The sequence below is a fragment of the Paraburkholderia ginsengiterrae genome (genome assembly GCF_001645125.1).
Lineage (GTDB): Bacteria > Pseudomonadota > Gammaproteobacteria > Burkholderiales > Burkholderiaceae > Paraburkholderia > Paraburkholderia ginsengiterrae.
On sequence record NZ_LXKA01000176.1, the window covers coordinates 44,738 to 59,478 of the forward strand.

Sequence of the window (14,741 nt, forward strand, 5' to 3'; positions counted from 1 at the left end):
GGGAGCTTCACATGACTATCCTTCCTCTTTCCCGTCGCCGTGTGGCGATTGCTGCAGTTGTTGTTCTCGCCGTAGCCGGGCTGGGCACGTTCGGCGCGATTCGCGTGGATGCGAGCTCGCCTGCCGCGCCGACCATCGTGCCGGAAGTCGATGTCGCCACGGTGGTGCAAAAAACGATTACCGACTGGCAGACCTATTCGGGCCGCCTCGAGGCCGTCGAAAAAGTGGACGTGCGTTCACAGGTGCCGGGCACCATCGTGTCCGTCAACTTCAAGGACGGCGCGCTCGTGAAGAAGGGCGACACGCTGTTCGTGATCGATCCGCGCCCGTATGCGGCGGAAGTGGACCGCGCGGAGGCGCAGCTCGCCGCCGCGCAGGCACGCACTGGGTACACGCAAAGCGACTGGGAGCGCGCGCAGCGTCTGATCACCGACAACGCGATCGCCAAGCGCGACTACGACGAGAAGCAGAACGCCGCGCGCGAGGCGAGCGCCAACCTGAAGGCCGCGCAGGCCGCGCTCGAAACCGCGCGCATCAATCTCGGCTACACGAAGATTGTCGCGCCGGTGGCAGGCCGCGTGTCGCGCGCGGAAATCACGGTGGGCAACGTGGTGTCGGCGGGCGCGAGCTCGGCCCCGCTGACCACGCTGGTGTCGGTGTCGCCGATCTACGCATCGTTCGACGCTGACGAACAAACCTACCTGCAATACCTGAGCCGCGCGAAAGACGGCAGCAAGGTGCCGGTGGAACTCGGTCTCGCCGACGAAACCGGCTACTCGCGCAGCGGCACGATCGAATCGGTGGACAACCGCCTCGACACGTCGTCGGGCACGATCCGCGTGCGTGCGCGCTTCGATAACGAAGATGGCGCGCTGATTCCTGGTTTGTATGCCCGCGTGAAAGTGGGCGGCAGCGAGCCGCATCCGGCACTGCTGATCGACGACGCGGCAGTGGGCACCGACCAGGACAAGAAGTTCGTGCTGGTGGTCGATCAGGGCAATCACGCGGTGTATCGCGAGATCGGGGTGGGCAGCATGCAGGGCAATCTGCGGGTCGTCACGAGCGGTCTGAAGGCGACTGACCGCATTGTCGTGAACGGCATTCAGCGTGTGCGTCCGGGCGACCAGATACGTGCGCATATGGTGCCGATGACAGCCGATCAGGATCCGAACAGCGCGCCGCAGGCGCAGACGCAGAAGCAGAAGCAGACACAAGCGCAGACGCAGACGCGTGCCAAGTCGGACAATAACTCGTGAGCTTCATGCGCCGCGGTTTGACGACGCAGCCCATGCTCCAACGTTAAGAGCTTTCCATGAACATATCCAAATTCTTCATTGATCGACCGATCTTTGCCGGCGTGTTGTCGGTCCTGATCCTGCTGGCGGGCATCATTTCGCTCTTCAGGCTGCCGATCTCGGAGTATCCGGAAGTGGTGCCGCCATCGGTGGTGGTGCACGCGCAGTATCCGGGTGCGAATCCGAAGGTGATCGCCGAAGCCGTCGCTTCGCCGCTCGAAGAGCAGATCAACGGCGTCGAGAACATGCTGTACATGCAGTCGCAAGCAAATAGCGACGGCAATCTCACGCTCACGGTGACGTTCAAGCTCGGCACCAACCCGGACCTCGCGACGCAGCTGGTGCAGAACCGCGTCAACCAGGCGCTGCCGCGTCTGCCGGAAGACGTGCAACGGCTCGGCATCACGACGATCAAGAGCTCGCCCACGCTGACCATGGTGGTCCACCTGATCTCGCCGAACAATCGCTACGACATGACGTATCTGCGCAATTACGCGCTGCTGAACGTCAAGGACCGTCTCGCGCGGATTCAGGGCGTTGGCGAGGTGCAGTTGTGGGGTTCGGGCGACTACGCCATGCGCGTCTGGCTCGATCCGCAAAAAGTGGCGCAACGCGGCTTGACGGCGACCGAAGTGGTCAACGCAATCCGTGAGCAGAACATTCAGGTGGCGGCCGGTGTGATCGGCGCATCGCCTTCGGTGCCGGGCACGCAACTGCAATTGTCAGTGAATGCACGCGGCCGCTTGAAGACCGAGGGCGAATTCGGCGACATCATCGTCAAGACCACGCCGGACGGCGGTGTGACCTACCTGCGCGACATTGCGCGTATCGAACTCGCGGCGTCGGAATACGGCCTGCGTTCGCTGCTCGACAACAAGCCGGCCGTGGCGCTGGCAATCAACCAGGCGCCGGGCGCGAACTCGCTGGCGATTTCCGACCAGGTGCGCTCCGCCATGAAGGAACTGGCGGAAGACATGCCGGCGGGCGTCGAATACAAGATCGTGTATGACCCGACGCAGTTCGTGCGCTCGAGTATCGAGGCAGTCGTGCATACGCTGCTGGAAGCGATCGCGCTGGTGGTGATCGTCGTGATCGTGTTCCTGCAGACGTGGCGGGCTTCGATCATTCCGCTGATCGCCGTGCCGGTGTCGATTGTCGGGACGTTCTCGCTGCTGCTCGCGTTCGGCTTCTCGATCAACGCGTTGTCACTGTTCGGCATGGTGCTAGCCATCGGAATCGTGGTGGACGATGCGATCGTGGTGGTGGAGAACGTGGAGCGCAACATCGAAAGCGGGCTCAGTGCGCGCGACGCGACGTATAAAGCCATGCAGGAAGTGAGCGGGCCGATTATCGCGATTGCGCTGACACTGGTTGCCGTGTTCGTGCCGCTCGCGTTCATGACCGGTTTGACGGGCCAGTTCTACAAGCAGTTTGCGATGACCATCGCGATCTCGACGGTGATCTCGGCGTTCAACTCGCTGACCTTGTCGCCGGCGTTGTCCGCAATGCTGTTGCGCAGCCACGGCGCGAAGGAAGACTTCCTGACGCGTGTGATGAATCGCGTGCTGGGTGGCTTCTTCAAGCGCTTCAACAAGGTGTTTCATCGCGGCTCGACGGAGTATGGCCGTGGCGTGACCGGCGTGCTGCGCCGCAAGGGTGCGATGCTCGCGGTGTACGCGATCCTGCTGGGCGCGACCGTGCTGATCTCGCGTGTGGTGCCGGGCGGCTTCGTGCCGGCGCAGGACAAGGAGTACCTGATTGCGTTCGCGCAGTTGCCCAACGGTGCGTCGCTCGATCGTACGGAGAAAGTGATCCGCGACATGAGCGCGATTGCGCTGAAGCAGCCGGGCGTGGAGAGCGCGGTGGCGTTCCCGGGTCTGTCGGTGAACGGCTTCACGAATAGCTCGAGCGCGGGCATCGTGTTCGTGACACTCAAGCCGTTCAAGGAGCGTGGCAACAAGAAACTCTCCGCCGGAGCAATTGCCGGCGCGTTGAACCAGCAATACGGCGCGATCAAGGATTCGTTCGTCGCGGTGTTTCCGCCGCCACCCGTGCTCGGCCTCGGCACGCTCGGTGGATTCAAGCTGCAACTGGAGGACCACGGCGCGGTCGGTTACGCGGAGTTGAACAAGGCAGCGGAGGCGTTCGTGAAGAAGGCGGCGCAAACGCCCGAACTCGGCCCGACGTTCTCCAGCTATCAGATCAACGTGCCGCAGCTTAACGTCGACCTGGATCGCGTGAAGGCCAAGCAGCTCGGCGTGCCGGTCACGGACGTGTTCAACACGATGCAGATCTATCTGGGCTCGCTGTATGTGAACGACTTCAACCGCTTTGGCCGCGTGTATCAGGTGCGGGTGCAGGCGGACGCGCCGTTCCGTCAGCGCGCCGACGACATCCTGCAACTGAAGACCCGCAATGCGGCGGGTGACATGGTGCCGCTGTCGTCGCTCGTGACGGTCACGCCGACGTATGGCCCGGAAATGGTGGTGCGCTACAACGGCTACACGGCCGCCGACATCAACGGCGGACCCGCGCCGGGATTCTCGTCGGGTCAGGCGCAGGCCGCGGCCGAACGCGTAGCGGCCGAAGTCTTGCCGCACGGCGTGAAGCTCGAATGGACCGACCTGACGTACCAGCAGATTCTTGCCGGCAATGCGGGCTTGTGGGTGTTCCCGATCAGCGTGCTGCTCGTGTTCCTCGTGCTCGCGGCGTTGTATGAAAGTCTGACGCTGCCGCTCGCGGTGATCCTGATCGTGCCGATGAGCGTGCTGTCCGCGCTGACCGGCGTGTGGCTCACCGGTGGCGACAACAACATCTTCACGCAGATCGGCTTGATGGTGCTGGTGGGGCTGTCGGCGAAGAACGCGATTCTGATCGTCGAGTTCGCTCGCGAACTCGAGCATGACGGGCGTACGCCGCTCGCGGCGGCGATCGAGGCGAGCCGGATGCGTCTGCGGCCGATTTTGATGACGTCGATCGCGTTCATCATGGGTGTCGTGCCGCTGGTGCTGTCGAGCGGAGCGGGTTCGGAGATGCGTCACGCAATGGGTGTGGCGGTGTTCTTCGGCATGCTCGGCGTCACGCTGTTCGGTCTGATGCTGACCCCTGTGTTCTATGTGGTGCTGCGTACGATGGCCGGCGGGACGATTCACGTCGCGCAGAAAGACGCGCCGCACTATGCAGCGCCGGTCGCGGACGCTTGAGGAGAAAACAACAATGAATCGTTTTGAATCTTTGAGCGGGTGGGGCCGGGCGGCTGCAAGCGGTTTGCTGGTCGCGCTGCTCGCCGCCTGCTCGCTGGAGCCCACGTACAAGCGGCCGGAGGTGGACACGCCGGCCGCGTTCAAGGAAGCACCTGCTGCCGCGTCGGCCACTTCCGCGGCGTCCGCACCTTCGGCGCAACAGAACGGCACATGGAAGCAGGCTCAGCCATCGGACGACGCGCTTCGCGGCCAATGGTGGACGATTTTCGGCGACCCGCAACTCAACGCGCTGGAAGAGCAGGCCGCCGCCGCCAACCAGGACCTGAAAGCGGCTGCGGCGCGCGTACAGCAGGCGCGCGCGGTGACGCAGGCGGCGAAGTCGGACTGGTTCCCGAAACTGGACGCGGGCTTTGGCCCGACGCGCGAGCGTGCTTCGGCTGCGTCGCAATTCCTGCCGGATAGCGCGGGCGGCACCACCGGCACGATCTGGCGCGCGCAAACCACCGCGTCATACGAAGCGGATCTGTTCGGGCGGGTCAGCTCGAACGTGAACGCGTCGCGTGCGGACGAGCAGCAAAGCGAAGCGCTGTTCCGCTCGGTGCAACTGTCGCTGCAGGCGGACGTTGCGCAGAACTACTTCCAGTTGCGCGAACTCGATACGGATCAGGATCTTTACCGTCGTACCGTGGCGCTGCGCGAGGACACGCTGAAGCTGGTCGAGCGTCGTTTCAAGGAAGGCGATATCAGCGAGCTGGATGTATCGCGGTCCCGCAATGAGCTTGCGAGCGCGCGTGCCGATGCCGTGGGTGTGGCGCGGCAGCGCGCCGCGTCCGAACATAGCCTCGCGATTCTGCTCGGCAAGCCACCGGCGGATTTCTCGTTCGCGGAGGCGCCGCTCGTGCCGGTCACGGTGCGTGTGCCGTCGGGTCTGCCTTCGGACTTGCTCGAACGCCGGCCGGATATTGCGGCGGCGGAGCGCGCGATGATCGCGGCGAATGCGCGGGTGGGGCTGGCGAAGTCGGCGTTCTTCCCGAAGCTCGATATTACCGGTGCGTTCGGTTTTGAATCGGCGACGCTGGGCGATCTGTTCAAGTGGTCGAGCCGCGCGTTCATCCTCGGGCCGTTTGCCGGCACGGCATTGGCGGTGCCTTTGTTCGACGGTGGCCGCCGCAAAGCGAACCTCGCCGACGCCCGCTCGAAGTATGACGAGGACGTGGCGCAGTATCGTCAGCAGGTGCTGGTGGCGTTCCGCGAGGTCGAGGACAATCTGTCCGATTTGCGTTTGCTGGACGATCAGATCCGCGAGCAGAACAATGCGGTCGAGGCATCGCAGCGGGCCGAGCATCTGTCGCGCACGCAGTACACGGAAGGCGCGGTCAGCTATCTGGATGTGATCGACGGCGAGCGGCAAGTACTGTTGACGCAATTGCAGGCGAGCCATTTGTCCGGTACGCAAGCGGTGGCAACGGTTAATCTGATTCGCGCGATGGGCGGTGGCTGGGGCGACGTGAAGGTGCCGGATACGGCAGTGGGTGCGGTTGAGCCGGTCTCGTCGACGACGGTTGCCGCGGCGGCTCCGGAGTCCGCTTCCGGCGCTGCTTCCGTACAGCAGGTGGCGAAGCAGTAAGTTGCCGGATCGTTGACGGGCAGTACACGCCGGGTCGCGCGAAAGCGCGGCCCGGTTTTTTTTGTCCAAATCGTTTTCCCCGCTTTCCTTCCAAAAATCCGTTCGTAGACCGGCAGTTTTCCGCCCTCTATGATGATTCGCACCGCATCGGAAGAGCGGCCGTGACCCGTCCGGCTTCCGCTGTCCGCGCCGATCGGCCTGCGTGTCCTGTCGCTGCCACGTCCCAACCCTACGAGTTCACCATGCGCATTTTTTACTCCACCGTGCAGCGTCTTTTCACGGCGCCGGCTGCTTCGCTCATCAGTGCGTTCGGTCTCGCGCTCGCATTGCAGGTCGCTCCGGCTAATGCTGCCGATACGCCCACGCTGAAAATCGGCACGGCTACCAGCCCGCAAATCGAAGCGCTCAAAGTCGCGGCCCGCGAGGCGAAAGAGCAGGGGCTCGATGTGAAGATCATCGAGTTCACCGACTGGAACACACCGAATGCGGCGCTCGCGAACAAGGACATCGACGTCAACTACTTCCAGCACATTCCGTTTCTCGAGAACGCGAAGAAGCAGGGCGGTTATAACTTCGTTGCCATCGCGCCGGGCACGATCATGAAGATCGGTCTGTATTCGAAGAAGATCAAACGTTTCGACGAACTGAAGGACGGCGCCACGGTTGCAATCGCGAACGATCCGGTGAACGGCGGCCGTGGTCTTCTGCTGCTGCAACGCGCCGGACTCATCAAGCTGACGCCGGGTATCGACTATCGCGCAACGACGCTCGATATTATCGACAATCCGAAGCATCTGAAGATCGTGCAGCTCGAAGCATCGCAACTCGCCCGCTCGCTCGACGACGTCGATCTCGCGCAAGGCTACCCGAGCTTCATCAAGCTCGCGGGCACCACCGACCCGAATAGCGCGCTGCTGTTCGACGGGCTCGAAAACAAGAACTACGCGATCCAGTGGGTCGTGCGTCCGGAAAGCGTGAACGATCCGCGTATCCGCAAGTTCATCGCGCTTTATCAGCATTCGCCGGCCGTGCGCTCGGCGCTCGACAAAGCTTTCGGCAATCTTTACGCCGTTGCCTGGTAATCCGAACTGACCACGCTGCCTGGACAATCCAACGAGTCGCATCATGGCGAAGAAAAAGATTCTGCTGAATGCGTTCAATATGAACGCCGTCGGCCATATCAATCACGGTTTGTGGACACACCCGCGCGATCGCTCGGCGCATTACACGGATCTCGATTATTGGACGAGCCTTGCGCAAACGCTGGAGCGTGGCAAGTTCGACGGGATTTTTCTCGCGGATATTGTCGGCGTGTATGACGTGTATGAGGGCGGCCCGCAAACGCCGCTGCGCGAGTCGGTGCAGATTCCGATCAATGATCCGTCGCTGATCGTGCCCGCCATGGCGCATGTGACCAAGCACATCGGCTTCGGCGTGACGTCGAATCTGACCTACGAGCCGCCGTATCTGTTCGCGCGGCGCATGTCGACGCTCGATCATCTGACCAAGGGGCGGGTGGGCTGGAATATCGTCACCGGTTATCTGGACAGCGCGGCGCGCGGCATGGGACTCGCGCAGCAGATCGGCCATGACGACCGCTACGATCGCGCCGACGATTACATGGACGTGGTCTACAAGTTGTGGGAGCAAAGCTGGGAAGACGACGCGGTGGTGCGTGACCGCGCGGCGCGCATTTTCTCGCACCCGGACAAGGTGCACCGCGTGAAGCACGATGGTCCGTACTATTCGATCGACGCAATCCACCTCAGCGAGCCGTCGCCGCAACGCACGCCGGTGCTGTACCAGGCGGGGTCGTCGAGCCGCGGCGTCGATTTTGCGGCGCGTCACGCCGAATGCGTGTTTGTCGGCGGCCAGAACAAAACGTTGACACGCTCCATTGTCGACGACATCCGCTCGCGCGCAGTCAGCTTCGGCCGCGCGCCGGACGATATCAAGATCTTCGCGGGCATCACCGTTGTAGTCGGCGAAACAGAGCGCGCAGCGCAGGAAAAATTCGCGGAGTACAGGCGCTACGCGAGTGCCGAGGGCGGCATTGCGCATTTCTCCAGCTCCACGGGCATCGACTTCTCGCGATACGAGTTGGACGAGTCGATCACCTATGTAAAAACGGATTCGATGCAATCGGCCGTCGAGGCCATTTCAAAGAAAAGCGTGAGTGGCGTGTGGACCAAGCGCAAGGTGCTAGAACAGATGACACTCGGCGGCCGCGCCAAACCGGTGGTCGGCTCGCCGCAACAGATTGCGGACGAACTGGTGTCGTGGATCGAGGAGGCGGGTGTCGACGGTTTCAATCTGACGCGCACGGTGATGCCCGAATCGTTCGAAGATTTCGTGGATCTGGTTGTGCCGGAGTTGCAGAACCGCGGCGTCTACAAGGAAGACTACGACCCTGCGCCGACGTTGCGGGAGAAGCTGTTCGGTGGCGGCCGCGCGCGTCTGCCGGACGTGCATGCGGGCGCGCAGCATCGGCGCCGGGCGCCGGCGAACCCGTTGTCTGCCGTGGAAGCCTGAGAGAAATGACGCTATGACTCACTTTTTCGATCTGCCGCAGTTCATTGAGGACGCCCCGTCTCTTGCCGTGAATTCAGGTTCCGAGGCAACGGCGCACAAGGTCGCCGTGATATTCGACAACGTGGGCAAGGTATTCGCCAACGCGCGTGGCGTATCGACCCCGGCGCTTTCCAACGTTTCGTTGAACGTGGCACGTGGCGAGGTATTCGGCATTATCGGTCGCAGCGGCGCAGGCAAGTCGACGCTGCTGCGGCTCATCAACGGACTGGAAAAACCGAGTTCCGGCGCGGTGCGTGTGAATGGCGTGAACGTCGGCGAACTCGACGAGCGCGGACTCGTGACGTTGCGCCGCCGTATCGGCATGGTGTTTCAGCACTTCAATCTGCTCTCCGCGAAAACCGTGCGCGAGAACATTGCGTTACCGCTGAAAATCGCCGGCGTGCCGAGAGCGGAGATCGACAGAAAGGTCAATGCGCTGCTCGAGTTGGTGGGCTTAACGGCCAAGCGTGACGCTTATCCGGCGAGCCTGTCCGGCGGACAGAAACAGCGCGTCGGCATCGCGCGTGCGTTGGTGACCGATCCGGACATCCTGCTGTGCGACGAGGCCACATCCGCTCTCGATCCCGAAACGACCCAGGCCATTCTCGCCTTGCTGCGCGACATCAACCAGCGGCTGAACCTGACCATCGTGCTGATCACGCACGAGATGCAGGTGATTCGTGAGGTCTGCGATACGGTTGCGGTGATCGAGCGTGGCGAGGTCGTGGAAACCGGGCCGGTGTGGCGCGTGTTCGGCGATCCTCAACATGACGCGACGCGCGCGCTGCTGCGTACGTTGGTGCACGACTTGCCCGCGGACCTGGCTGAACGGCTCAAGCCTTTACAGGACCTGAAGCAGGCGGATGCGCGGATCTTGCTGGACGTGCGCTTCACCGGTGCCGATGCGCGCGAGCCGGATCTTGGCGGTCTCACGTCGGCGCTGAGCCTGGAAGGCGGAGGCGTGAGCTTCGTGCACGGCGGCATAGACCGCATTCAAGGCCATGCGCAGGGGCGTCTAGTGGTATCCGCACAGTTGCGCGCGAGCGCGGAGAACACCCCGCAAAAGCAGATCGCGACGCTGCTCGAACGCGCGCGCCGCCATGCCAATCATGTCGAGGTGCTGGGCTATGTCTGAACTCTGGCTTTCCGAACTCGCCGACGCGATTCGCGACACCATCGTCATGGTCGGCGTGTCCGCGTTCATCGCGGCGTTGGCCGGCATTCCGTTAGCGCTGTTGCTGGTCACCACGACACGCGGCGGGATCTTCGAGAAGCGCGCCGTGAACAGCGTGCTCGGTGCGCTCGTCAACGTGTTTCGCTCCACGCCGTTCATCATTCTGCTGGTGGCGCTGCTGCCGCTCACGCGTTTGCTGATCGGTACGACGATCGGCGTTTGGGCCGCGATCGTGCCACTCAGCATTGCCGCAATTCCGTTCTTTGCGCGCGTGGCGGAAGTAAGTCTGCGGGAAGTGGATCGCGGTCTGATCGAAGCCGCGCAAGCGATGGGCGCGCAACGTCGCCATATCATCTGGCACGTACTGCTGCCCGAGGCGCTGCCAGGCATACTCGGCGGATTCACGATTACCGTGGTTGCCATGATCGGCTCCTCGGCGATGGCGGGTGCCGTTGGCGCGGGTGGTCTCGGCGACCTGGCGATCCGCTACGGCTATCAGCGTTTCGATACGACCGTGATGGTCACGGTGATCGCCTTGCTGATCGCGATCGTCACGGCCGTGCAGCTCGCCGGCGACCGCTTCGTGCGGCGGCTCGCACAACGCGTATGAACAATCTTCGTCATGCAGAGGCGTTGCAAACGGCCCCGGCATCCGCTGCGCCTGGCGTGGGCGAGCTTGCAGGTTTGCTCGACGCGTTGCGTGCCAGTGCCGCGCAACGCGACCGCGACGGCGGCCATGCGGCCGGGGAAAAACAATGGATTGCCGACGCCGGTCTGCTCACCCTCGCCGTGCCCCGCGAGTTCGGTGGCGTCGGCGCGCGCTGGCCCGACATCTACGACACGATTCGACAGATCGCTCAGGTGGACAGTGCGCTCGCGCATCTGCTGGGTTTTACCTGCCTGCAGGTAGTGAGCATTAATGTGTGGGGCAATCCCGAACAACGTGCCCGCTATCTGGGCGGCACGGTCGAAGGACGGTGGTGGTGGGGCAACGCGGTCAATCCGCTCGATACGCGACTCGTTGCACGCGCAACCAGCGACGGCGGCTATCTTCTCGATGGCCAGAAGGGTTTTTGCTCAGGTACCCGCGGCTCGCAGATGATGACGTTTTCAGCGCACAACCCGGCCACCGGCAACCCCGTGTTCGGCGTGCTGCAGCAGAGGAGCGAGGGCATTACCGTCCACGACGACTGGAACCCGATCGGCCAGCGTCAGACCGATAGCGGCAGCGTCTCGTTCGTGCAAGTCAGGGTCGAGCCGCACGAAGTGCTGAAGCGGGCCGACACGCCGTATGCGAGCTTGCGCACGCTGGTTTCGCAGCTGGTGCTGACCAATCTGTTCGTGGGCATCGCGCAAGGCGCGCTCGACGAAGCGCGCGCGTATGTGACCCGGCACGGCAAGGCGTGGATCTATTCCGGCGTCGACAAAGCGACGGACGATCCCTACCTGATCCAGCGTTTCGGCGAGATGCGGCTGCAAGCGGTGAGCGCGGAGGCGCTGGCCACGCGTGCCGCCTGGCTGCTCGAAGACGCCTGGCAACAAGGTCCGTCGCTCGCGGCGGAAACGCGCGCGCAGGTTGCGCTCGCCACCTCGGAAGCCAAGATCGTCGCCCACCGCGCCGCGCTCGACATCAGCGAAAAGCTGTTCGATGCCTGTGGCGCCCGCGCCACGCACGCGCCGCTCGCGCTCGATCGTTTCTGGCGCAACGCCCGTGTGCACACGCTGCACGATCCACTCGACTATCGCGTGCGCGACGTCGGCCGTTACGCGCTCACCGGGGCATTGCCGGAGGTTTCTTTGTACACTTGAGGCGGGTCGCGGCAGCCTGGACGAGGCGCCGCGTTTTCTCCCCTTCAAGAGGCTCCCGGATTGCAGTTCAAACTACCGACCACCGCAACGGCGCCGTTTTGCCCATCCGAGGTACAAGGCTCGGTCGCTGTCTCCCAAGGCGCGCCGTTCTGGAAGAAGATCCTGCAATTCGCCGGCCCCGGCCTGCTGGTTTCGATCGGCTATATGGACCCGGGCAACTGGGCCACGGATATCGAAGCCGGATCGCGTTACGGCTACAGCCTGCTATTCGTCGTCGTGCTGTCGAGTCTTGCGGCCATTGCGCTGCAATGCCTGAGCATGCGTCTGGGCATTGCCACCGGGCAGGACCTCGCGCAGTTGTCGAGTACGCGCTATTCGCCGCGTGTCGCGCGCTTTCAGTGGCTGCTCGCCGAGCTGTCGATCGTAGCCTGCGATCTGGCGGAAGTGCTCGGCGGCGCGCTGGCGTTCCATCTGCTGTTCAAATGCTCGCTGACCACCGGCGTTCTGCTGACGGCTTTCGATACGCTGATCGTGCTCGGCCTGAAGGGCAAGAACTTCCGTGATCTCGAAGCGATCATGCTCGGCCTGATCGCGACCATCGGGGTGGGGTACATCATCGAGCTGGCGCTGGTGCAGCCGCATTGGCCGTCCGTTGCGCAAGGCATGATTCCGTCGTGGCAGGCCTTGAGCTCGCGCGAACCCATGTATCTGGCGATCGGCATTCTCGGCGCAACGGTCATGCCGCATAACCTGTATCTGCATTCGTCGATCGTGCAAACGCGCGCGGTCAAGCGCGATCACACCAGTATCAAGTCGGCGATCAGCATGTCGCGTATCGATACGATCGTCTCGCTGGTGATCGCGCTGCTGATCAATATGGCGATTCTGATTCTGGCCGCCGCCGCGTTTCATGCGACCGGCCACAATCAGGTCACCGAAATCGAAGACGCCTACAAGCTGCTCGCGCCGATCGTCGGCACCGGCTTCGCCGCGGTGCTGTTCGCCGTCACGCTGCTTGCCTCGGGGCAAAGTTCGACCTTTACCGGCACGGTCGCCGGGCAGGTCATCATGGAAGGTTTCCTGAAGCTGAAAATTCCGTGCTGGCAGCGGCGCTTCATCACGCGAGCGCTGGCTCTGATTCCCGCGCTGATCGGCGTGCAGGTCATGGGCAACGGCGCGGTCGGCCAACTGCTGGTTGCAAGCCAGGTTGTGCTGAGCCTGCAATTGCCGTTCGCGCTCTATCCGTTGATCCGCATGACGAGCGACCGCTCGTTGATGGGGGCATTCGCCAACACGCTGCTGACGCGCGTGATTGCGTGGACGCTGTTCGTGGTGATCAGCGCGGCGAATCTTTGGCTGGTGGTGCAGACAGTGGGATTGGCCGGCTGAGCCGCGGCCTCGCGCCGCTACGTGGCGCCTCGCTCGATGCGGGCGAAAAAAAATCCGCGCAAGCGCGGATTTTTCAAGGCTTCGGTTTTTTGAGTCAGGCTGGCCCCGCCTGCCTCGCGTCAGAGCTGGTTCAAGCGGCTTGCGCGATCTGCGCGGCTTCGAGCGCTTCCTGGCGCGCGGCCGCGGCTTTCTTCGTCTTGCCGGCACGTGAAGGCGGCTGGCAGGCGCCGCACACCACGTTATGCTGCAGATCGTGCTTGTGCGCCACGAACTTGCCGGTGCAGCGGCAGCATTTGGTCAATTGCAGAATGTCGGCGTCGAAGAAGCGCACCAGCGTCCATGCGCGCGTCAGGTCGAGCACCGGTTCGGTTTCGCTGTGCTGGCAATGTTCCAGATACAGCCGATACCCTTTGGTCAGCGCGTCGAGATGCGAGCAGCGCGCTTCGTTCTTCAGGAACAGGTACGTGTTGTAGAACAGCGATGCGTGAATGTTCGCCAGCCACGTCATATACCAGTCCGCCGAGAAGGGCAGCATGCCCTTGGGCGGCGATACGCCTTTGACCTCGCGGTACAGGCGGATCATGCGATCGCGCGAGAGCGTCAATTCGCTTTCGAGCACCTGCATGCGAGCGCCGAGTTCGATCAGCGCAATGGCACGGAACACTTCTTGAGCGTCTTCCGTCAGGCTACGCTTGAGCATGGCAGTCACCTTGATTAAGCAAACTGCTCGGCGGGCTGGCCTGCAAGCAGGATCGCCGCGTGGGTCGGTGCAACCGCCGTGTGCTTCGTCGTTTGCGTCAACGCCGACAGCATCGAGTGGTCGTTGAAGCGGAAGAAGCACAAAAGCTGATCGGAAGCGGCCAGCTTGACGATCTGCGCGAGCGACAGCCCGGCAAGCAAATCAGCCAGTTCCGACGACAGGCCCAGCCGGAACATGCCGACCGGTTTGTCCTCACGCAACATACGTTGCGCAAGCATGATGTAAGACAAGTTGATCTCGCGGATAGAATCCAGCGTCTCGCTGCTACGGTCCATTTTTTCTGTTTCCGAAGCCCCGAATTACTATGTCGGCTTTTTTTGCCGTTATGTCTTTTGTACCTCGCCGGAAACGGTGACCTCCGGCTACGTGTCGCGACTTGATACAGACTGCGACCTTTTGATACATCGCGTTACATTTCGTAACAGCTTGGGACGAATTGTATGAAGGGTAAAACAAGAAATCAATCCCTTCTCAAAAAAATATCTCAAAAAAATGCATCAAATTTCGGTAAGTTTTTCACGGCGCTGTAATAGATGATGCATGGCAGATTGTTTGCCTTCAAAGTGGCTCGCCGGATCCATGAAAACCCTTGTATGACGGGAGTCCGACGAGTTTGTGCAGGCGCGTGATGCGAGTCGGGGAGAACCCGGTAATTGTCATTTGGACTGGAAAGGAAATAGAAAGCGAAGGAATTAAGAGTAATAAATACCGGTCTGGATTACCGTTAAGGGGACAATACGCATGGACAAAAGCATGATGAGACCCCTGTTACAAACCAGGCCGCATTTGTAACGTCGCGCGTAACTTCCTGTATCCGGCCGCTGGAATGGGGTGGACTTTGCGGCTGGCGGCTGGCGGCTGGCGGCAGATGGCAGGTGGAGGGCGGCTGAGCGCGGGCGCCGGTGCGCGCCGG

At 62.4% G+C, this 14,741-nt stretch carries 11 protein-coding genes; 9 read left to right on the forward strand and 2 right to left on the reverse strand.

Features of this window, described 5'->3' with window-relative positions; all coding sequences use genetic code 11:
* The first annotated feature begins 11 nt into the window (after window positions 1-11).
* The 9 genes from A6V37_RS13840 to A6V37_RS13880 all read left to right on the forward strand — a co-directional run bounded on the left by A6V37_RS13840 (window position 12) and on the right by A6V37_RS13880 (window position 13,068).
* Window positions 12-1,256: an efflux RND transporter periplasmic adaptor subunit gene (locus A6V37_RS13840; protein ID WP_064265499.1), complete on the forward strand. Its 1,245-nt coding sequence runs from the start codon at window positions 12-14 to the stop codon at window positions 1,254-1,256.
* Window positions 1,257-1,312: 56 nt separating this feature from the next.
* Window positions 1,313-4,498, forward strand: coding sequence for an efflux RND transporter permease subunit (locus tag A6V37_RS13845; RefSeq protein ID WP_064265296.1), 3,186 nt, complete (start codon window positions 1,313-1,315; stop codon window positions 4,496-4,498).
* A gap of 13 nt (window positions 4,499-4,511) precedes the next feature.
* Window positions 4,512-6,125: an efflux transporter outer membrane subunit gene (locus tag A6V37_RS13850; RefSeq protein WP_064265297.1), complete on the forward strand. Its 1,614-nt coding sequence runs from the start codon at window positions 4,512-4,514 to the stop codon at window positions 6,123-6,125.
* Between the two features lie 242 nt (window positions 6,126-6,367).
* Window positions 6,368-7,207 carry a MetQ/NlpA family ABC transporter substrate-binding protein gene (locus A6V37_RS13855; protein ID WP_064286062.1) on the forward strand — a complete coding sequence of 280 codons (840 nt, stop codon included), beginning with the start codon at window positions 6,368-6,370 and terminating at the stop codon, window positions 7,205-7,207.
* 43 nt (window positions 7,208-7,250) lie between these two features.
* The gene (locus A6V37_RS13860) at window positions 7,251-8,657 is read left to right on the forward strand and encodes an LLM class flavin-dependent oxidoreductase (protein ID WP_064265299.1); all 1,407 of its coding nucleotides are present in this window, start codon (window positions 7,251-7,253) and stop codon (window positions 8,655-8,657) included.
* A gap of 13 nt (window positions 8,658-8,670) precedes the next feature.
* On the forward strand, window positions 8,671-9,831 hold the full coding sequence (locus A6V37_RS13865) for a methionine ABC transporter ATP-binding protein (RefSeq protein ID WP_064265300.1): 1,161 nt from the start codon (window positions 8,671-8,673) through the stop codon (window positions 9,829-9,831).
* Window positions 9,824-10,480, forward strand: a complete 657-nt coding sequence (locus tag A6V37_RS13870) for a methionine ABC transporter permease (protein ID WP_064265301.1) — start codon at window positions 9,824-9,826, stop codon at window positions 10,478-10,480. Before A6V37_RS13865 ends, A6V37_RS13870 begins: the two co-directional genes overlap by 8 nt.
* On the forward strand, window positions 10,477-11,679 hold the full coding sequence (locus A6V37_RS13875) for an acyl-CoA dehydrogenase family protein (RefSeq protein WP_064286063.1): 1,203 nt from the start codon (window positions 10,477-10,479) through the stop codon (window positions 11,677-11,679). The genes A6V37_RS13870 and A6V37_RS13875 overlap by 4 nt, the downstream gene beginning before the upstream one ends.
* A gap of 60 nt (window positions 11,680-11,739) precedes the next feature.
* On the forward strand, window positions 11,740-13,068 hold the full coding sequence (locus A6V37_RS13880) for an Nramp family divalent metal transporter (RefSeq protein ID WP_064265303.1): 1,329 nt from the start codon (window positions 11,740-11,742) through the stop codon (window positions 13,066-13,068).
* A 130-nt stretch (window positions 13,069-13,198) separates the two neighbouring features.
* Here A6V37_RS13880 and flhC read toward each other — a convergent pair whose 3' ends face one another.
* Both flhC and flhD read right to left on the reverse strand, forming a co-directional pair.
* On the reverse strand, window positions 13,199-13,768 hold the full coding sequence (gene flhC / locus A6V37_RS13885) for a flagellar transcriptional regulator FlhC (RefSeq protein WP_007177883.1): 570 nt from the start codon (window positions 13,766-13,768) through the stop codon (window positions 13,199-13,201).
* Window positions 13,769-13,782: 14 nt separating this feature from the next.
* On the reverse strand, window positions 13,783-14,103 hold the full coding sequence (gene flhD, locus A6V37_RS13890; RefSeq protein WP_007177882.1) for a flagellar transcriptional regulator FlhD: 321 nt from the start codon (window positions 14,101-14,103) through the stop codon (window positions 13,783-13,785).
* Window positions 14,104-14,741: the final 638 nt, after the last annotated feature.